At 56.8% G+C, this 21,039-nt stretch carries 15 protein-coding genes; 7 read left to right on the plus strand and 8 right to left on the minus strand.

Annotated elements, in window-relative coordinates; genetic code table 11:
- Positions 1–48: 48 nt before the first annotated feature.
- Genes CP97_RS06140 through CP97_RS06155 form a run of 4 tightly spaced genes read right to left on the minus strand, consistent with a single transcriptional unit; the run spans position 49 to position 5,369 of the window.
- Complete coding sequence (locus tag CP97_RS06140; RefSeq protein ID WP_048885215.1) at positions 49–1,590, minus strand: putative bifunctional diguanylate cyclase/phosphodiesterase; 1,542 nt, start codon at positions 1,588–1,590, stop codon at positions 49–51.
- A gap of 22 nt (positions 1,591–1,612) precedes the next feature.
- Positions 1,613–2,095, minus strand: a complete 483-nt coding sequence (locus CP97_RS06145; protein ID WP_048885216.1) for a response regulator — start codon at positions 2,093–2,095, stop codon at positions 1,613–1,615.
- Positions 2,092–3,987 carry a response regulator gene (locus CP97_RS06150; RefSeq protein ID WP_149036429.1) on the minus strand — a complete coding sequence of 632 codons (1,896 nt, stop codon included), beginning with the start codon at positions 3,985–3,987 and terminating at the stop codon, positions 2,092–2,094. Before CP97_RS06150 ends, CP97_RS06145 begins: the two co-directional genes overlap by 4 nt.
- On the minus strand, positions 3,984–5,369 hold the full coding sequence (locus CP97_RS06155) for a sensor histidine kinase (RefSeq protein WP_053106558.1): 1,386 nt from the start codon (positions 5,367–5,369) through the stop codon (positions 3,984–3,986). Before CP97_RS06155 ends, CP97_RS06150 begins: the two co-directional genes overlap by 4 nt.
- Before the next feature lie 167 nt (positions 5,370–5,536).
- Between CP97_RS06155 and CP97_RS06160 the strand changes: the two genes are divergently transcribed.
- The 4 genes from CP97_RS06160 to CP97_RS06175 all read left to right on the plus strand — a co-directional run bounded on the left by CP97_RS06160 (position 5,537) and on the right by CP97_RS06175 (position 10,073).
- Positions 5,537–6,946 carry a sensor histidine kinase gene (locus CP97_RS06160; protein ID WP_048885218.1) on the plus strand — a complete coding sequence of 470 codons (1,410 nt, stop codon included), beginning with the start codon at positions 5,537–5,539 and terminating at the stop codon, positions 6,944–6,946.
- A 26-nt stretch (positions 6,947–6,972) separates the two neighbouring features.
- Positions 6,973–7,341, plus strand: a complete 369-nt coding sequence (locus tag CP97_RS06165; RefSeq protein WP_048885219.1) for a response regulator — start codon at positions 6,973–6,975, stop codon at positions 7,339–7,341.
- A 312-nt stretch (positions 7,342–7,653) separates the two neighbouring features.
- Positions 7,654–8,511, plus strand: coding sequence for a S1/P1 nuclease (locus CP97_RS06170; RefSeq protein WP_048885220.1), 858 nt, complete (start codon positions 7,654–7,656; stop codon positions 8,509–8,511).
- A gap of 104 nt (positions 8,512–8,615) precedes the next feature.
- The gene (locus CP97_RS06175; RefSeq protein ID WP_149036430.1) at positions 8,616–10,073 is read left to right on the plus strand and encodes an AMP nucleosidase; all 1,458 of its coding nucleotides are present in this window, start codon (positions 8,616–8,618) and stop codon (positions 10,071–10,073) included.
- Between the two features lie 9 nt (positions 10,074–10,082).
- On the opposite strand, the gene CP97_RS06180 is transcribed toward CP97_RS06175, so the two are convergent.
- The 4 genes from CP97_RS06180 to CP97_RS06195 all read right to left on the minus strand — a co-directional run bounded on the left by CP97_RS06180 (position 10,083) and on the right by CP97_RS06195 (position 17,930).
- A complete protein-coding gene (locus CP97_RS06180) occupies positions 10,083–11,789 on the minus strand; it encodes a bifunctional metallophosphatase/5'-nucleotidase (protein WP_048885221.1) in 1,707 nt (568 codons plus the stop codon).
- A gap of 89 nt (positions 11,790–11,878) precedes the next feature.
- Entirely contained in the window at positions 11,879–15,409 is a 3,531-nt protein-coding gene (locus CP97_RS06185) for a TonB-dependent receptor (protein ID WP_048885222.1), read from the minus strand.
- A 240-nt stretch (positions 15,410–15,649) separates the two neighbouring features.
- Positions 15,650–16,573, minus strand: coding sequence for an isopenicillin N synthase family dioxygenase (locus CP97_RS06190; protein ID WP_048885223.1), 924 nt, complete (start codon positions 16,571–16,573; stop codon positions 15,650–15,652).
- A gap of 10 nt (positions 16,574–16,583) precedes the next feature.
- Positions 16,584–17,930 (minus strand): NupC/NupG family nucleoside CNT transporter, encoded by a 1,347-nt coding sequence (locus CP97_RS06195; RefSeq protein WP_048886781.1) that lies wholly within the window; start codon positions 17,928–17,930, stop codon positions 16,584–16,586.
- Between the two features lie 125 nt (positions 17,931–18,055).
- On the opposite strand from CP97_RS06195, the gene CP97_RS06200 reads away from it, so the two are divergent.
- From CP97_RS06200 to CP97_RS06210, 3 genes are all read left to right on the plus strand, one after another.
- Complete coding sequence (locus CP97_RS06200) at positions 18,056–18,715, plus strand: queuosine precursor transporter (protein ID WP_048885224.1); 660 nt, start codon at positions 18,056–18,058, stop codon at positions 18,713–18,715.
- A complete protein-coding gene (locus CP97_RS06205; protein ID WP_053106561.1) occupies positions 18,712–19,140 on the plus strand; it encodes a cytidine deaminase in 429 nt (142 codons plus the stop codon). The genes CP97_RS06200 and CP97_RS06205 overlap by 4 nt, the downstream gene beginning before the upstream one ends.
- 565 nt (positions 19,141–19,705) lie before the next feature.
- Positions 19,706–21,025: a FecR family protein gene (locus CP97_RS06210; RefSeq protein WP_048885226.1), complete on the plus strand. Its 1,320-nt coding sequence runs from the start codon at positions 19,706–19,708 to the stop codon at positions 21,023–21,025.
- Positions 21,026–21,039: the final 14 nt, after the last annotated feature.

Raw genomic sequence — 21,039 nt, forward strand, 5'->3', positions numbered from 1 at the left:
CAACTGACGAGACTTGGCTTCGCTGCCTGGATGCGCCGTGCCTGCTTGTTAGCTGGAAAGGGCTGACAGGCCGTGTTTGCCTTTGTCGGCATGGATGACAGCAGGCTCGGTCGCCAATCGATTACATAGGTCTTCGCACGACATTGGAACGCCCAGTTCAAAACCTTGCAGATAATCGCATCCCTGCAATTGCAGCAGGCGCGCCTGCCATTCGCTTTCAACACCTTCCATCACGGTCTTCATTCCCAAGCTGTGACTGAAATCCACCATAGAGCGGATGATACGAATGGCCTTTTCGCTCTGGCCTAATTTCTGGATAAAGGATTTGTCCAGCTTCATCCCGTCGAGCTCGAAATTCTGCAGATAGCTGAGCGAGGAATAGCCGGTTCCGAAATCATCCAGATACACTTCGATACCTATTGCCCGCAGATGGCCGATGGAATCGCGCGCACTGGATATATCGGAAATCAGGACGCCCTCGGTCACTTCCACCACCAGTGAAGAAGGGGGGAGACCGGACGCAATCAGACGGTCAATCAGCCTGTCTGCAAAATTTTCATGGCGAAAGTAGATTGGCGAAACATTGACCGCGACAGGGCACTTGAATTCCTGGGCGGCTCCAAGCGCGGTATCCAGTGTCCATTCTGTCAGCTGGATAATTTGTCCGCTGTCCTCGGCCACGGATACCATCAGGGCAGGGGAGATGCCATCAAGCGCAGTTCCTTTGGAACGCAGCAGCGCCTCGACTTTGCAGGTCTTGCCGTCGCGCGCATCGACGATCGGCTGATAATGCAGCATGAAACGTTCTTCGAAATGCGCCTTGCCAAGCTCTGTTCGGATTGAGTTTTCGCGCATTTGCCGATTGGAAAGCAGGTCATCGAAGATATGTACAGATCCGCCTCTGTTTCCCTTCGCTTCATACATGGCAAGATCGGCGCGGCGCAGCAATTCTTCGCAGCCGTAGATGGCCGGATCGCCGATTGCGATGCCAAGCGATGCTGAAACTTCAACAACGCGGTCCGCGAGGTGAAAAGGGCGGCCGATTGCATTGATAAGCGCATCGCCAATGGCCTTCACCTCGGCCTCGTCACGAAATGGCAGGATTGCAGCAAATTCATCACCGCCCAGGCGGGCCAGCGCAATCGGATCGGACAGCACTTCGGCAGCACGGTCCCCCACAGCTTCCAGCAGACGGTCGCCGACATAATGGCCCAGAGTATCATTTACTTCTTTGAACCGGTTCAGGTCGAAATACAGCAGCATCACCATCGTGCTGTCTGAACTCGTTGCCGCCAGTTCTTCCAGGGCCTGGGTAAAGGCAGCTCGATTGAGGTGGCCGGTTAGCGGGTCCATGCGCAACCGCCTGCGGCTCTCCTTCAGCAAATCCGCCAACAGGCTGCGCGTGCGGTCAGATCGCAAGATGTCATCCCTCAACAAGCCGGCTGAAAGCGCACCGCTGCATGCGGAGATAAATGCGAGCCAACCTGCTTCGCGAGCATTTCCATTTAATCCGTAATATGCCGCGATGCAGCTCAGCAGGACCGCCAGCAAGGCAAGTGCAGTCCCGGGCTGCCTACGTGCAACCATCATATGAGAAATCTTGTCGAGCACTTCAGCGGCCGACTTTCGTTTCCATCAGTCGCCTGACTTGCTGCGCCATTCGTTTCTTGCCTTCGGCCATCTGGTTATCCAGCGAGTTCACCGTTTCGGATTGTGAAAGATGCGTGGCCATTCGGGCCCGCAGCACAGGCAGGCTTACAGGTTTTGTCACGTAATCATTTGCCCCGGCCTGCATTGCCTCGACAATATGCTCGTCCTCGCCAACGGCGGTGCACATGATGACAGGCAAGCGGCTGGCCGTGTGGTTCTCACGGATCGCTATCAGCGTATCCAGTCCGCTGAGACCGGGCATCATCCAGTCAAGCAGGACGATGTCTGGTCTGGCCTTGGAAAGTATCGACAACGCCCCGGCGCCATCGCCAGCACTCAATGTGCGGTAGCCGGCGGACTGCAGGGACCGTTCCAGAAGGAGGCGATTTTCCTCGATATCGTCGACAATCAGGACCATGCGCTGGATGTTGCAATGCAATGTCATCCTACGGCCTCCCGCAGACCTTCGGCGATTTCGCGCGGAGCCGCATCGCCTTTCAAGTAAAAGCGGGCACCTGCGGAGACGAGCGAATGATGCTGCGAAATGGAGAGATCCTGGCCTGACACAACGATCAGGGGAATGGCCGCCAGTTCAGTGTGGGACGCAAGACGTTCGATAAATTCAAAACCGTTGACCCCGGGCATGTTGAGATCCAGCAAAATTGCCTTTGGAGGCCTGTTCTTAACAGCATCAAGGCCGGATTGGCCGTCCACCGCGCGCCGCGTGCTGAAGCCCATGCGGCGAACCGTCCGGTTCAGCAATTCGGCCGCGTCATCTTCGTCTTCGATAATCAGCACATCTCCGCTCAGATCAGTGTCATAGACGGAGATGATGCGGCGTAATTCGGTTTCGGTCACTGGTTTGCGGACGAAATCAGATGCACCGGCTTCAAGGCCGCGGGCCCGGTCATCATCCACGGTAACGATCAGGATCGGTGTGCTGGTCAGCTGTGGTTGTGCGCGCAATTCGGGCAGCACTTCATATCCGGATTTACCGGGCATCAGTGCATCCAGCAGAACGATGTCGACCGGCTCCCGACACGCCATTTCCAGCCCGTCTGCCGCGTTTCGAGCGGATACCACCTGATAATCGCAGCGCTTCAACCATCGGGTCAGAAGATCGATAGCAGCCGGATCGTCGTCAATCACGAGCGCTTTCTTCTTCTTTCTGGACGGTTCATGCGCGCCGTGCCGCTGTATAGCCTGCATGGGGGATTCCTCGGGTTCAATCGGTGGACCGGCCTTTGAAATGTCCAGGGGGATATCGAGTTGGTATGCCCAGGTGCCGTCCTCACGCTCTTCCATCACCAGCACGGCACCCACCAGACGTGCCAGCACATCGTTGACAAAGGCGCTGCCGTTCTTTTCTACACTGCGCCTTTCGCTGCGGGCATTCGCAAAATTATCGGCAATGACCAAGATGCGTACCCGATCGCCTGATGCGATGGAGGCAGAGTAGCGAAGCGACCGTGCACCTCTGAATTTCACTGCATGATCGAACATTCCCTGTACGGCCCGATTCACCTTGTCGCGATGGCTGAACAAAGTGATGTCTCCGCCCGCACTATCATCGGACAGCGTCATTCGGCCATATTCGCTCTGGCATCCGATGCGGGAGGCAATCGAGGTAAGAAGACCGCGAATTGAAATTGGCGCGCGCTCTTGCGCTGTGCCATCCACCTTGTCTTCGACCATGACCAGCAAGTTATCGATTTGCCCAAGCAGGGTTTCGCCTGCTCTGCGTATTCGGCGCAAGTCCACCGAAATCGTTACGAGACCTTTTGCATCCGCTGTCTCGATAAGAATGGAAGAATAGCCCATGATTGCATTGAGCGGTGTGCGTATTTCATGGCTCAACCGCGAGAAGAATGCCTTGCGCTCCACCGTATCGTTATCAAGCTTGGCACGGGCGTGATCGCGCTCAACCTGCATTGCACGAAACGCGCGGGACACGGCGCGCAACCCGGCTTGCGCGCGCACAGGGGCTGCTGCCGTAGTCATCCCAGCCATCAGCGCTGGTCCGCCAATGCGACATTCGCTTCTACCAACAAAACTTGTGGCCAAATCCCACAATTCATCAGCGTAGGCGTTCAACCTTTTTGCGTGCGCTGCATTGATGGCGCGACCAAGTAGAAAGCCAAGAACTCCGAAGATCGAGGCAATAGCAAAACCGCCCAGGATGATTGAGTCGGTCATCGATTGGGGCGCGACCATTGTCAGTGTCATGGCAGCGGCAAGAACGCTGCCGGCCCCAAGGAGGACAAGAATCCACGGAAGGAAACGGTCTCTCGATACCCTTGGTGGTGGCGAGGTGAGGGGAGTATCGAGATAGCTCACGCGGCAGACCGCTGATCTATCTGCGCTTCAATTGCTGGCACACGGATCGTAAAGCTGGTGCCAACGCCAAATTCGCTGCGGACAACGATTGTGCCGCCCATCATTTCAGCAAACCGCTTGGTCAGCGCAAGTCCGAGACCGCTGCCGCCATAATGGGTGGCTGTATCGTCTTCCGCTTGGCTGAACGTCTTGAATATGCGGCGCAAGCCATCTGGCCGCATGCCGATGCCATTATCCGTGACTTCGAGTGAGAGCCAGTCTCCATCGGCATCGGTGGTGCGAATTACTGTCAGCATGATGACACCTTTGGTCGTGAACTTCGCCGCGTTGGACAGCAAGTTGAGGAGGGACTGGCGAACCTTGAGAGCATCCAATTCAAGCGGTGTGATCTCTTCCGGCATATTCAGCACAAGCTGGTTGTGACGTTTTTGTGCAAGCGGCGAGGCTGTGGCAATTACATCATGGGCGAGGCTGCGCAGATCGACTTCCTCGACGCTGAGATCCATTCGGCTACTTTCGATTGATGACAGGTCGATCACATTGTTGACGAGCGCCAGCAAATGTCGGCCAGCGGCATGGATCCGGTCAAGGTCCTGGGACTTGCGCGCGTCCTCACCCCGGTCCTGCCATTCTTCCTTGAGCATTTCAGTAAAACCGATGATAGCGTTGAGCGGAGTGCGCAGTTCGTGGTTCATCTTGGCAAGGAAGATAGACTTGCGGCGACTGGCCTGTTCTGCCTTCGCCATCGCGCCGCGCAGTTCTTCGACCCGTTCGCGCTGGTTGATTGTAGCCTGTTCCAACCGCAGGCTTACGCGCATGACTGTTTCGTAAAACAGGCACATCATGGTCATGTAAGCGAGGGCAGCGATGATCGAGAAAACATTCGGAAGCAGCAATTGCTCATGGTCCAGCAGCTGCGGAAATTCACCGGTCACAAGACGCGCAATAGTGAAAAGCGTCAGTTGCAGCGCAATGCCGATCAGCGCATTGCGAATGGCCTCCGCCAGATAGAAGAAGCACAGAACCATCGCGATGAGGAACCACGGCAGCAGCGGCGAGCTTATGCCGCCGAACCAGAACGATCCGAACAGGCTGAGACCGACCAGCATTTGCACTGAGACCATCGCGGCCAGTTCCATGCTCCCGCTTTTGCGCAGGATGATCGGAACAAGGAAGAAACTGGAGACGCAGATTTCGGTAACCCAGAACTGCCAGCCCGCTACCGGCAGGTTGAGCCACAGGAATGCCATCACAGCCTGGCCCATCAATGGGCCGAGGAAATGCAGCAATACGAAATTACGCACCACAGTGACGTCAGACACCGATGAGCGGAATCGCACCGGTATGAACCAGTCCAGCAGTGTGTTCAGCCGGGCAATCATCGAGACCTCCGAAAGTCGAGGCTTCTGGTACCCGGCAAGGGTTTAAATATCTCTAAAACTCTTGTTAACCATTATGCAATTGATGGGGCCTAGACCACCGAGTGGAAACCCGTGGTTTGCAGACCGCGACGTTGCCCGTTTCTGGCCGATAATAGGACTGCGATGAGATGACAGCTTTGCAGACATCGCCCGGCTGGAACCTGAGCTCTGTACTCGATTTCTTCATCCCCAAAGCGATGATCGCGGATGTCGAACAGCATCGCCGTGCGCGCATGTTCATGCTGAGCCATACCTTCGGTCCGATATTGGGCAATACGCTTCCCGCATATCTCTATTTGATTAATGGGATCGCGGATTACCGGGTGGTTGTCTTCTTTCTCTCGATCACCGCCTTCTGGATCTATCCCGTCCTGCTGCGCCTGACCGGACGCTATCGCCTGCTGGCCTTTATCTCGGTTCAGAATTTGGCGTTCTGCGTTATCTGGGCCTGCTATGCCTTTGGTGGATTGCTTTCGCCATTCCTGCCGTGGATGCTGATCATTCCGCTTCTCTCGTTCCTGTATCTCCCATCTGAAGGCTGGACGCGCGATATCCTGCTATTGCAATTGTTTGCCAATCTTTCGGCGCTGCTTTTCGTCACAACGGGTGGTGTTGCACTCCCGCCGCTCAATCTCGAAGAGCTTGAAGTCATCGGGATGATCTCGATGGGTTCGGTGGCGATCTATTTCGGCATGATGGCGCTGTATTTTGCCAAGATGTTCCATGAACAGCGCGAATTCGGGCAGGAACTCGACAATCTGGTTTCATCTTCCGACAATCTTCGCAATCTTACTGCGGCTGCCCGGCAAGCCGGTGCTGCGAAGGCCGATTTTATCGCCGGGATGAGCCATGAATTGCGCACTCCACTGAATGCCATCATCGGTTACAGCCAGCTTCTGCTGGAAGAAGCAGAGGATGAAGGGGACAGCGCCAATAAGGGTGATCTGCACCATATCCATTCATCCGGATCGCAGCTTCTCTACCTGATCGATCACGTGCTTGATTACTCGCGCATCGAAGCGGGCCGCATGCCGATCAATGCGCGGCCGGACAAGGTCGCTACCGCTTTTGTGCGATGGCGGGGAGAAGTTGCAAAAAAGGCTCCGGGTGTGGCGCTTTCCCTTGATGAGGCCGGCCATAACGAACGGGTTTTCGTGACGGACTGGACAGCGATGGCCGCCATAGTCGGCAATATGGTGAGCGGCATTGCCTATGCTTGCAAGGATGGCCAGATACGCCTGCGTTTCTGCGTTATCGAAAACGATGGCATATCGCTGCGGCTGGAGAGTTTTGACGCGGCCGGGCGGCCTCACCCCATCAGTCTGACATCAGAGATTTTCGACGATTCCCAGGATATTTCTCCTACCAAATACGGCGCCATGGGGATCGAACCGGCACTGGCGCTGAAATATATTCAGCTGCTGGGTGGAGACATCCTTAAAGAGCGGTGTGCCGGTGATGAACATGAGCTTATCATAATATTTCCACCCGTCACGAGCGTACAGCCTACTGAAGGCGCCCACACTCAGCTTGCCTGAGCATTGTCCGCTTACTGGAATTGCCATTGACCAAAGTTCTCATCGTTGAAGACAATGAAATGAACCGCGATATGCTTTCACGCCGCCTGAGCAGGAAGGGTTTCGAAGTGATCGCTGCCGTGGATGGTCCGGATGGGATCATGACGGCATCATCTGCCTTGCCCGATATAATCCTTATGGATGTTGCCCTTGGCGCTATGGATGGCTGGGAAGCCACGCGAGCGATCAAGACCAATGCAGAAACTGCCAATATTCCGGTGATCGCGCTTACTGCGCACGCCCTCGAAAGCGATCGCAGAAAGTCGATTGCAGCTGGTTGCAGCGAGTTTGAAACCAAGCCGATCGACATCGACAGGTTGGTCGAGAAAATCATGTTATTGGCGAATTTAGCGTAACCGGAAGCTCGGCTTTTTCCTCGATGGAAAAAATGACGCTGCTTCGGCCCACTGCTACAGGCACTTTCGGTGGCAATGACGTGCTTGGCGAAACGCGGCTCGATCCTGGGCTTTGAGTACGGGTATTTCCGTCACCTTCTGAGCTTGAATTGGTATTCTGCCATTGCAGCTCCGGAAGTGTTCATCCTCCGCGTCCGGACCTTCTTGCTTGCTGGGCCAGCACCATATCTCCATTTGCGATGACTCCGTCCCTTGCGGTAGCGCAGCAATGTATTTCACAGCATTGCCACAAAAGAGGGTTACACCGTCCCCATGATCAAGATTTCGGCCGCTCTCACCGCCATATCTGCGCTTTCGCTATCCGTGCCCGCCCATGCCTGGGGGCCTACTGGACATCGCGTGACTGCGCAGATTGCACAGGACAATATCAGCGGCCGCACGCGCGCCGAAATTGTTGAAATCCTGGGTCATGAGGAACTGCCTGAGGCGAGCACCTGGCCTGATGAAGAGCGTTCAAACCCCGCGCCTTTCTGGCAGGAGACGGCAGGCCCTTTCCATTACGTGACCTTGCCAACGGGGCAGGAGGTGGGCTCAATCATCCACCCAGCGGAAGGGGACGCGCTGACCGCGCTCGAAGGATTTACCGCCGTTTTGCGCGACGACGCCGCGTCTGCCGATGACAGGGCGCTGGCCCTGCGCTTCGTTGTCCACATCGTTTCTGATCTTCACATGCCACTCCATTCGGGCAGGGGCACGGACCGGGGCGGCAATGATTTCATCGTCGACTGGTTTGGCAAGGAAACCAATCTGCACTGGGTGTGGGATGAAGGCATGATCCTGCGCCAGCAATTGTCCTATTCCGAATATGCCGATCGGCTGGAACGCCATATGACCGCTGAAGAAGTGCTGGCATGGTGGGAACCCGCCCCAGGAAACTGGGTGGCAGAGAGCGTTGCCCTTCGAGAGCGTATCTATCCCCAAACAGGCCCTTCTGCCGGGCCATATGGCGGACCCGATGCAGAGCCGGTTCCCGGCCTCGGCACGGAGGAATTTCCGGTGGCATTGCAATATCGCTATCACTGGACATGGATACAGTCTGCGGAAGAGCGGCTCGCGCAGTCGGGTATCCGCCTTGCGGCCTATCTCGATATGGTTTTTGCCGAGGAATAATCCTGTATCGGGCAGGCCTTCTGCCGGACAAATGCAGGTTTGCCCTCCTGTTTCACTCCGGCTTCGTCTAGGGTCGGCATCCAACAATTGGACACGGAGCGTTTGTGACGACTGAAATCGGTGATATCGACAAGATTCTGGACCAGCTCGAGGATATTTCCAGGACCTCGCGCGCCAATCTTGTCGATGCGCTAGGCACTTTTGCCGATAGCAGGACGCCGCCCGATCCGGCGGATCGCGCAAAAGGCATTTTCGCCTATCCGCAGCTGACTCTGCATTATGCGGACGACCAGCTTGAGGAGCATCCGGCACGTTCCTATGCTCGGCTAAACCAGATCGGGACCTACCGCAGTTCCATCGCGGAACCAGATTTGTTCCGCCCCTATCTGAAGGAACAGCTGGAACATCTGGTCCGCGATTATCCGGTGGAGATAGAGGTAGGCCGCTCCAGTGACGAGATTCCCTATCAATATGTGCTTGATGCCGGTGGGGCAGTGGAATTGCAGGGCGCAAGCAGTGCAGAGCTGACGCGCCATTTTCCTGCATCCGACCTCATCATGATTGGCGATGAAGTGGTTGACGGAACGTGGATCCACGAAGGGCAGGTGGCACGGCCTCTTTCGCTTTTCGATGCTTTGCGCACCGATTTCAGTCTTGCGCGCCTGCGCCATTATACAGGCACGCCCGCGCGCCATTTCCAGCGTTATGTGCTCTTCACCAATTACATTCGCTACGTAGAGGAATTCATTGATTTCGCGATTGATGCGCTGGCCGATCCCGATGGCCCTTATGAGCGCTTTTCGGCGCCGGGCGCGGTGATAGAGCGCGGCGATCTTGAAAATGCACGCGCACGGGTAACTGAGGGCACATGGCGCAAACACCAGATGCCTGCCTACCACCTGGTGGGCAAAGACAATACCGGCATCACGCTGGTCAATATCGGTGTAGGTCCGTCCAACGCCAAGACGATTTGCGATCACATCGCTGTCTTGCGCCCTGAAGTGTGGCTGATGATCGGCCATTGTGGCGGCCTTCGTCCCAGCCAGACCATTGGCGATTATGTGCTGGCCCACGCATATCTGCGCGATGACAATGTGCTCGATTCCGAAATTCCGCCTGAAATCCCGATTCCGCCAATTGCCGAAGTGCAAACCGCCATGTTCGATGCGGCACGTGCGGTGACGGGCGATTCGGATGATATGCTGAAGCGGCGGTTGCGCACCGGCACGGTTGTCACTACCGATGATCGTAATTGGGAGCTGCATTACACCCGCTCCGCCCTGCGCTTCAACCAAAGCCGGGCTGTCGCGATAGACATGGAATCGGCAACTGTCGCCGCTCAAGGATACAGGTTCCGCGTGCCTTATGGCACCTTACTGTGTGTATCTGATAAGCCATTGCATGGTGAAATAAAGCTGCCGGGGCAGGCTAATAGCTTTTATGAAAAGTCGGTCAGCCAGCATTTACGCATAGGCATTGAAACGCTCGCTCTGCTCAGCAAGGAGGGCGACAGTTTTCATAGTCGCAAGTTGCGCAGTTTTGATGAACCGCCGTTGCGCTGAAACCCCGTCCTAGTCGGCGGCCAATACGCCCTGCACGCGGCCACACACGGGGATTGTGACATCGCCCGCCGCCACATAGGCTTCCAGCGCATCGATATCGAAGCCGACATTGGCGATCTGCGGCACAGTGGTAAATTGTGCAAAGCCATCGCCGCCACCGACAAGAAAATTGTTTGTCACCAGACGATAGCTGCGCGCCGGATCGAGCGGGGCTCCGTTGATCTGCATCCCGGTCACGCGCTTCCCGGCCATCTTATCGACATCCAGCGTGTAAACCGTTCCGGTTGACGGGATCAGAGTGGAATCGCAGATCACTGCCGGGCCATCTCCGCATAATTGCTGCTCCAACACGGCCATGATTTGCGCGCCTGTCATCTCCAGCACGATTAAACTATTGCCGAAGGGTGCCATTGCGGAAAGCTCACCAAAGGTCAGCACCCCGTCATCCGCGCCAGTCAGATAAGTTCGTACACTGCCAGAATTGACCAGCGCGAGATCAGCCGACTCAGACAGGGCAGAATTGGCGGCATCAAGGTAGCTATCGGCCACCAGCTGCTGCGCGGGCCTGTCACCGCAATCATCGCCAATTACGCCCGTGTCGGCGATTGGGCCAACTGGACGGTTGGCGACAGGACCGGATGCCTCGGCATAGGTCGCGACAATCTGCTCGACCGCAGCATTGCTACCCGCGCTGCCATCAACCGGTATGTTGCGCGCACTGACAGATGTGACGATACCGGCTGCGGGATCGACCATCATGGTGATGTCGGTAACAAAGGCGCCATAGCGTCCCCCGGAGGTCAGCAGTATGTCTTCGCCCGAGGCGGTGGGAACATTGCAGACATAGGACTGGTGCGTATGTCCTGACACGACGACCGAGATGGAAGGATCGAGCGCTTCGACGATCGGAACCACCGCACCGGAAAGGCCGGGGCACCCCGCGATGTTGAAGCGCGGATCGACAACGGCACCTTCGTGGATCAGGAGCACCACCGCATCCGCGCCCGCAGATTGCAATTGCGCCGCCAATGTGTTCGCGGTCTGCGCTTCGTCAAGAAAGGTGTAGCCCTGCGTCGCCTGCGCGCTGACGAGGTTCTTCGTGTTCTCCAGCGTCAGGCCGATAAAGCCGATTTGCGCCCCACCGATTTCCTGCATCTGCGTTGCGGGAAAGAGGGTGTTGCCTGCTTCATCGACCGTGTTTCCGGCAAGGTAATTGAAACCGGCGCCGGCAAATGGCTCTATAGCGCAGGGTTTCCGCATGGTGTGCTTGTCGCAGCCGCCATCCTGCATGCGACGCAATTCCGCCACGCCGCGGTCAAATTCGTGATTGCCGACCGAGGCGACATCCAGGCCAAGGGTGGAGAGCACGCGGACGGTCGGTTCGTCGAGGAATAGCGATGAGATAAGCGGGCTGGCTCCGATCAGATCGCCCGCTGCAACCGTGACGGTGTTCGCCTTGCGCACGCTTTCCAATAAGGCGGCCAGTCGTGCTGCACCACCAAGACGCACGCTGCGCTGTGTTCCATCTTCCACGAAGGTATATTCGCCTTGCGGAACCTTCAGATTGCCGTGAAAATCATTGAGCGCAAGTATCTGAATGGGCACAGGCGTTGCGGGCAATGTTGTGCGTATCGGTTGTTGGGCGGCGCAGGCAGACAGCATGCCACCAGCAATCATGATAGAAGCGAGGCGCGTTTTCTTGAGTATGGGAGACATGCAGGGCTATTCCATTATCAAGATGACAAGAAAAAGGCGGCGATGCTTTTTCAAACACCGCCGCCTTTTTAGCAATAATGATTGGCAGATCAGAATTCGTAGCGAACGCCGACCTGGATACGCCAGATTGAGGCCGAAGTGACCACGAATTCCTTATCATCAGGGTTGAAGCCCGTGATGATATAGCGACCTTCAGCATCGACGCCGCCATCCACAAGATCGACGAACTCATCGCGAGCGCGTTCGATATTTGCACCATCATCGAGAAAGTTCAGGAAATTGTCGAAGTCAGCGAACAGCTCGATGCGATCATTCTTGATCCCGGTGAGGCTGCCAAGGAAAGGCAGTTCCTGACTGAAGCGCAGATCAAGATCATAGGTCCACTCATTGCGGCAGGTATTCCGCGCAATGGAAGCACCAGGATCGAAGTCGCACTGTTCGGGAACGTACGAACCATCGTAAAGCACGTTACCGGAAGAATCGGTGAAGGATCCACCACTAAGATAATCGAGCAGCTGGTTCACAGCGCCACCCGGATCGTCGACACCATTGCTACCCGGCGCGCGGATATCCGAACTGGGCGACAAGTTCGGATCATCGATCCCCGAGGGGATGTAGAGCAGTGCATTGTCATTGCCCGAAGAGCTGTCGTTGAACACACCGCCGCCATCGAAGTTCAGGCTGTAAGGCCGCCCTTCGCTCGCCCGGAAGAAGATACCGAGCGAAGTATCGAAATCTTCAACGAACTGCTCCTTGAAATAGACCGAAGCGGTGATGTTGTGGCGTGTTTCATAGTTCGATGTTGAAACCGCTGGATTCTGTCGGTCAAAAGCGGAAGTCACGTCATAGGACGAGGTCGCCGTGGAAGAGCCGACATTGCGGTTGTTTTCCGAATCCGTGAATGCATAACCGAAGCTCAAGCCCACTGCCCCGCCTTCGGTGAAGATGCCGCGATCGAAGTTTTTCGCAAGCAGGAAAGACACGACGTGGCTTTCATAGCTCGGTCCGTTGGTCAGCTGGATTTCGTCATCACGGCCTGTGCCAAAGCATTCTGCGGTGACATTGTTCCACATCGGCGGCGTGCCACCCGAATAGGCCAGTGATGCGTTACAATCGGTACGGTTGGGATCGATCGCTGCATAGATTGGACGACCGTCCACAGTGTAGCCGCCATGTGGTTGCGTAATATTCGGCGTCTGTGACAGATCAACGAAGTTCAGCGTGTCGTTGAAGCGCGAATAGATGTAATCGACCTTCGCGTGCCAATTGCTGAAAAAGCCGCCCTGCGTTCCGAAATCGGTCGCCAGACCCAGATTCGCGCGGACCACGGTGGGCACGTCAAATTCGGGATCGGTCGACTGCGTATCGGCAAGGCCCGCTGCCGCTTCCAATGATGCGGCCTGGCGTGCGCAATCCGGGAAGCCGGTGAATTGGCCGCCCTGCACGACAGAGATCGAACCGTCCGGATTGGTGATCGCATCGCAAGGACCGAAGGTGTCTTCCTGACCGGTAGAGAAGCCGTTGTTGGAAAAAGCGTTGGAGAAATACACCACTGGATCGCCGCCAGAGAATACGCCGACACCGCCCGTCACGCGGCTGTTCGAGAGGAAGCCTTCATTATCGAATTCGTAGGTCGCCGAAGCGCGCGGCAACCACACGACGTCCAGATCGCTGAACGGAACGGCATTGCTCCATCCGTAACGACTGACGAATTCCGGGTTTTCTTTCGGAGCATCACCGTCATAAATCTGCATGCGCACACCGGCTGTCAGTGACAGTTGCGGGGTCGCCTGAATTTTATCCTGTGCATAGATTGAGTAGATCTGGCGTCCGAAGGTCGCTGCGGCTTCATTGATATCGCCCGAAGGGGTCGCTGAAATGTCGCCGCCGCCCAGCGAGCCGTTTGCAACGGAATCCGCGCCGCCGCCAAATACGCTGGAGAACGCACCGGGCGCCACGCGGCCCGCTTCGAAATCGTCGAGGCTCGCGAAAAACAATGTGCCCGTCGCGTTAATTGCGAACAGGTTATAGACTTCCAGATCATTATATTCCGCGCCGAACTTGAGCTGGTGCTTACCGGCATCGATGTTCACCTGGAACTTGGCCTGATCGGTGCGGTTTTCCAAGGCATTGGCCGAACGGAAGATGCCCGGACCGGTGCTTAGCAAGCCATTCTGCGGATTTTCGCTGGCCGGGATGTCACCGCTGGTTTCATTGGGGACGAGTACCGAAAGGCGCACTGTCGGATTTTCCGACTGTGCTTCGCCAAAGCCGACAGGGCCCTGCACATCGCTTACTTCGGAACGGCTCAACCGCAATTCGGTCGAGACGGTGTCGCTCCAGTTTGAATAGAAGCGCAGCGAATAATAATCGGAGACCGTGCCTTCATCCTCGAAGCTGTTGAGGCCGCCCGTTTCCTGGTCGCCAAAATCGGATTCGACATTGGTTTCCTCAAGGCGCTGGTAGCTGCCCTCGATGCGGTGATCATCGGTGATGTAGGCATCCAGTCGACCGAAATAGCGAACGCTGCTTTCGGGCAGAGTGATGGGATAGCCGCCTACGTCCTGTCCATATACATCGCGTGCGATCTGCGCAAAGCGATCAAATTGTGCCTGTGTTGCATATTCGAACTGGTTGGCAAAGCCGCCGCCATAGGGGCCTTCTTCATTGGCATTGCCAAGGTCGGTCTCTTCGTAACCGGCATAGAAGAACAGGCGATCGGGAATGATCGGACCCCCCAGCGTGGCACCCCAGCGCTTTTCCTCGAAAGGTGAGACGATATCGTCCTCACCATCCAGCGATGTGCCGCGCAGGCCGGAATCGCGGTAGGAGAAGAAAGCCGAGCCGTGGAATTCATTGGCGCCTGACTTCGTCACCACATTCACGAGACAGCCGGTGAAATCAGAATACTCCACGTCGAACGGGGCGAATTCAACTGATGTTTCCCGAATCACATCAAACGGCAGGGGCAGCGCGTTACGCGCTGCGAAGGGAGTGCCGTTGAGGCCGAAAACGTCGGCCTGGACCACGCCATCGACCGTAAAAGTATTCGAACGGTCATTGCCGCCCAAGCACGAAATACGGTCAACCTCATTGGATCGATTGAGGCTGACGCGCGGATCAAGACGGATAATGTCACGCACGTCGCGGGTGATCGAAGGGAAGCTTTCCAGCGTATCCTGGCCAAAGGCGATACCCGGTCCGACAGCAAGCTGCTGCACATTCACACGCGCGCCACTAACGACAATCACGTTCTCGGCATCGCCTGCGGCGACCGATGTCAGCTCAAAACTGTAGTCCGTATTGCCCGTGATGTTGATATACTGTTCTTCGACTGACTGGCCTTCAAAACCGGAAGCCGTCACCGTCACCGTGTACGGGCCGCCAGAAACCAGCGAATTGAAACGGAAGCTGCCATCCGTGTCTGTTGTCTGCGTGCGCGAGGCACCAGTACGGGTATCGGTTACAGTGACCGTGGCATTTGAAACGCTGCTGCCATTTGCATCGGTGACAGTGCCCTGAACCCCCGAAGTGATCTGTTGCGCCTGCGCCGCTTGCGGAACGGCTGCAGCCGCTGCAATGCTCGCAACGCTGGCTGCGAGTAAAAACCTGATTTTCATTGTCTGACTGATCCCCGTTTGGAAGGTGACGAATCCTGGTGAAGAGGATTGCGGGCCGGATACCCCCATTAAGAGACAGTTTTATTTCACCACTGTAGCATCGCAACACGCCAGGGCTGCAATCCGTGCATTTTCTGTTGGAACCGAGTCGTTTGAAATGGAACCGTTGCTGCATCGCAACATTTTTGGAAGTTCAGCCGCCCGAAATGCGGGCAAGATCTGCGAATCGGTTCACGCGCCTTATGCGAGCCCGATTTCCTTCAGGCGTTGCAGAAGGAAATCATGTGCGGTGATTGTCGGCGCAGAATCATCACCTGGCGTGATGCACTGATCCAGTGGTTCGATAAGGTAATCGGGCCGGAAGTGCAGGAAGAAGGGCATGGAATAGCGCGCCCGCCGTGCCGCTTCACCGCCGGGATTGACCACGCGATGCGTTGTCGAACGCAGGCGATTGTTGGTGAGACGTTCCAGCATATCGCCCACATTTACCGCCAGCGCGCCTTGAGGAGGCGACACCGGCACCCATTCACACTGCCTGTTCAGCAGTTCCAGCCCGGGTTCCTCGGCACCTAGCAGAAGCGTGATGGTATTGATGTCGCCATGCGCTGCTGCGCGAATTGCACCTTCGGGAACATCGTTACCCAACGGCGGGTAATGCAGCAGGCGCATCACGGAATTGCCATCCTTTACCGTGTCATCGAAAAAGCGCTCAGTGAGGCCAAGATGAATTGCAATGGCGCGCAGGATCGTCGCGCCCGCCTTGTCGAACTCGGCGTATAATTCTTCAAAAACCTCGCGGAAGCCGGGCACTTCGGATGGCCAGATATTGGGGGCCATGAAACTGGAAAGCGGGTGTCCCTGCGGTAGATCACGACCGACATGCCAGAATTCCTTGAGATCATGGACCGCGGCATCCTTGGCTATTTCGGTGCCGAAAGGGGTATAGCCACGCGCGCCGCCGCCGCCCGCTATCTGATAGGCTCGCTTGGTATCTTCCGGCAGTGCGAAAAAGTCCCGCGCCAGATTTTCCGCGCGGTCGATCAGCGATTGCGGGATGCCGTGATCGCGCACGATGGCGAAACCGTATTCGGCAAAGCTGCGGCCAAGCTCGTCAGATATTTCAGGCAGCGGGCTGGAGAGCGAGATGGATGCGAGATCGGACATGCACACTATCTTAATATGGCAAGAGAAGGCCCGCCAGTGCCGCGCTCATCAAATTGGCAAGCGAACCTGCGGCAAGGGCGCGCAATCCCAATTTGGCGATGACGGGGCGCTGGTTGGGGGCAAGGCCGCCAGTGACTGCCATCTGGATCGCGATGGAACTGAAATTCGCAAAGCCACAAAGCGCAAAGGTGATAATGGCACGGCTGCGATCCGTAAGGCCTGCGCCTGCCTCTGATCCCAGATCGATAAAGGCGACGAATTCGTTGAGAACGATCTTGGTGCCAAACAAGCCGCCCGCGACCTGCGCCTGGTCCCAGTCAGGGATACCGACGACATACATGACCGGCGCAAAGACGAAGCCGAGCAATTGCTGGAAGCTGACATCGGGATAGCCAATCCAGCCACCAATGCCGCCAAGTATCCCGTTTGCCAAGGCCACCAGTGCAACAAAGACCATCACCATTCCGCCAACCGCAACGGCCAGCTTGATGCCGGTCTGCGTGCCCTGTGCAGCTGCCTCGATCACATTGGCGGGCCGATGGCCTTCTTCGAAGGTCTCTGCGACTTCGACTTCATGGGGCTTTCCGCTTTCTGTCAATGCAGCAGGGCCTTCTGCACTGATCCTGGCAGACGGCAAACGGATGTCATCAGCGTCGATGCCGGCCAGTTGGGCCGCATCACGTGCAAGTCCGCAATCATCATCCGGCATGATCATCTTGGCCATCAGGATACCGCCCGGCGCGGACATGAAGGCAGCAGCCAGCAGGAAAGGCACCGCCTCTGTTCCGATGAAACTGGCATAGGCGGCAAGGATAGTGCCCGCGACACCGGCCATCCCGACTGTCATCAGCGTGAACAGCCGACTGGGCGTCAGCGCGGCAAGATAGGGGCGCACCACTAGAGGGCTTTCGGACTGGCCGACGAAGATATTGGCGGCACTGCCCAGCGCCTCTACCTTGCTGATGCCGGTAATCCACCCGATCACGCCGCCTACCCAACGCACCAGCCGCTGCATTATGCCCCAATGATAGAGAATGGAGACGATAGCCGCGAAAAAGACGATCACCGGCAATGCGGCGATGACAAATGTATTGGCAAAGGGATTGCTTTCCATCGGTCCGAACACCGATGTGATGCCGACCTTCGAAAAATCGAGCAGCGCGATCACCCCGTTCGATAGGAACTGGATGGCCTGAACACCCCAGGGTGTGCGCAATACCAGCACTGCCATCAAGGCCTGCAAGGCAAAAGCGGCACCAACCACACGCGGCTTGATCCGGCGCTTGCCGGTAGAAAGGAGAAAGGCGATCAAGAGTATCGCCGCGATCCCCGCAAGCGAGATCAATTGGGGAGGCACATCATCTCCTGAATGTAGGAAGGCCAGTTTCTTTGCGCATCCACCAGCAAGGTTCAAACAAATTCTGGGAGAATCTGTTGACAGCGCACTTGCCAAGATGGCGACTTGTCCCATAGCCATCGGCGATGGACGAACACAGCCAAGCCAATTCCATCCCCCGCCCGCTATTCCTCCTCGCTACGCTTTATGGCGGCATGACCTGCATCGCAGGCGTGCTGGGTGCAAAGCAGGTGGCGATAGGACCGCTGGCGGTGGAAGCGGGGATTTTCCCTTTCCTGTTTCTCGTCGCGATTTCGAGTGCGGTTGCTGCGCTATATGGCCGTGCCATGGCTAACCAATTGGTGCGCTTCGGTTTCGTGCCACTGCTGGTCGCGATCGGACTGACGTTCCTCGTGCTGTCGCTCCCCACGGATGACGGAATGTACGAACCAGCCAAGGATGCTTTCCCGATCATCCTCGGCCAGACTTGGCGGCTGATGGCGGCAGGCATATTGGCCTATGGTATTTCCATGACGCTCAATGTCTGGATTTTTGCGCGGCTGGGGCAGGGCGGAACACGCTTTGCCGCCATCCGCGGAGCCACGGCATCTGTCATCAGTCAAGTGGTGGACACTATGATCTTCATCACTGTCGCCTTTTACGGTGTGCGTGATATCGGAGAGCTGTTGCTGGGCCAGTCGCTTGCCAAGGTCGTGTTGTCCATCGTGCTGGTGCCGCCCGTCTTGCATCTGCTGATCCACATCGCCCGCCGCATGGACGGAAATTTGGCCAAGCCAGTGCAATGAGCAAAGCCGATCCCTTGATCAAGGCGGCGCTTACTGCGCGAAGCCGTGCTTATGCACCCTATTCCGATTTCCTTGTCGGCTGCGCGATTGAAAGTGGCGAAGGGAAGATTGCTGTCGGTGCAAATATGGAAAATGCCTGCTATCGCCTTGGTGTTTGCGCAGAACAATCGGCGCTTGCTGCCGCGCAACAGGCCTTCGGGCTCGCAAACATCCGGCGCCTGGCAATTGTCGGCGGCCCGCGCGATGCGGCCACCAGTGTAGCGGGCGAGGCGGTGACACCATGTGGCGGTTGCAGGCAAGCCATATTGGAAGCTGCTGACGAGGCAGGCGCGGATCTCGAAATCATCTGTTGCGATCACAATGGTAACAGCACGATGCACACCACGATCAAGGCGCTTTTGCCCAATTCCTTCACGCTGAAATAGGCCATTGCAAAACAAGGTTTACATTTGTTTACTCTGCCTATTGCGCTACCGTTGTTAAAGACTTTCGGCACAGCCAAAAGGCAGGATGCGGGACGAACGCAGCAGTATGGATCGACCACTCGAAAGTTCACCGGGTCCGGATCGCATCAGGTGTTTGGCAATCGGTCTCGGGGGGATGGCGGTTATCGCTGCAAATGCACGTTCAAGCGGTCCTGCAGAGGCCGCAGGATCGACCGCACGGGCGATCAACGATCCGGCCACTGCCGACCATCATTAGCCTACCTGGTGGCTGATCGGCACCGCGATGGCAAATATCCAGTCCTTCAGGGTCGCGCCTGGGACTGGCCGCATTTGGGTCGCGGGACCGGATTGATCTGTTCGCGTCGGAGCGCTGCGCTCTATCGGCTTCTGCCATTGTGGGACTGATAGGGCAAAGCGGGGTCTCTCCGACGCGATTTTCTATGTGCCATATATTTAGCCGCACATTTATTGGCGCGAATGCAAAGCGAATCTTGCAAGGCACTGGCCAAGAGGCCTAGCTTGTCAGAAATTCTCGAGGGGCAAAATGCGCTATTCCAACATTGTTCTGGCCAGTTTTGCAGCGATTTTCTGTTTCGCCATTGCGGTCGTTGCATTCCCTTCCGCGGCTGTGGCGCAGGTTGATGATGCCATCGTTACCTACCGTATGGAGCGCGGAGATACGCTTGTTTCCGTGAAACAGCGTTTCCTCACGGGGCGCATGGCCGTGGCGCGGGTTGCGCGGCTAAACCGCATCAGGGACCCGCGACGCATACCAATCGGCACAGTGCTGCGCCTGCCCCGTAACCTGCTTGCATGGCGATCTGCCGATCTCGCCATTCGCGGCTTTTCCGGCCCAGTGGAGATAGACGGCGCAGCACCGGATCTTGGCGCGCAATTGGCTGAAGGAGCGGTGATCCGCACCGGACGCAATGGCTTTATTTCTCTGCAATCTGCCGACGGTGCGACATTTGCTGTGCCATCAAACTCCACCGCCCGGATTGAACGCGCGCGTATTTACCGGCTGCGCGATTTGCGCGATGTGGAGTTTCGTATTCTGGATGGCCGGGGCGAGATAGAGGTCCCCGTCTTGCGCGACGGGGAACGTTTCCGCGGCAGCACGCCTGTCGCCGTCACAGCAGTGCGCGGCACGCTTTTCCGCGTTGGTTTTGCCGAGGATGAATCGCTTGGCGTGACCGAAGTGATCGAAGGCACGGTATCGGTTGAAACAGGGGATACATCGCAACTGACACCAGAAGGGTTCGGGATTTCCGTTTCACCTTCCGGACTTGGTGAACCTGAAACCTTGTTGCCTCCCGCCGAAATCGCCAATCCGGGTGCAATTCAGACAGGGGGAGTGGTGACATTCAGCATCTCGCCGCCCGCTGGTGCTGTCGCTACGCGGACACAAATCGCCCGCGATGCAGGCTTTCTGGAAGTCGTAGGTGAGGACATCACCAGCGAGCTGGTGGCAAGGTTTGAGGAGGTCGAGGACGGACGCTATTTCGTGCGATCGCGCGGGATTTCGCGCGGGGGCATAGAGGGGTTGTCCGAAACCTTCACTTTCCGTCGCAAACGGCTTGGGGCAGAAGCGACTGTAGAACCCTCTCAGCTCGCTGACGGATTTCGCTTCGCCTGGCTTCCAATTGGCGAGGGCATTACCCATTTCGCCTTCCAGCTCTGGCGAGAGGGGGAAGCCGGTGCGCTGATTTATGATGAAATTGCGCTGCCCGGCAGCGCAATCGTTGTTACCGGGCTGGAACCGGACGTTTATATCTGGCGCGTGGCGGCAATCCAGTCCGATGCAGAAGATGGCCTGCTCAAGGTTTGGGGGCCAGATCAATCGCTGACGGTATCGCCAGAGTGACCTGCGACAAGGCT

It is taken from the genome of Aurantiacibacter atlanticus (assembly GCF_001077815.2).
Taxonomy (GTDB): domain Bacteria; phylum Pseudomonadota; class Alphaproteobacteria; order Sphingomonadales; family Sphingomonadaceae; genus Alteraurantiacibacter; species Alteraurantiacibacter atlanticus.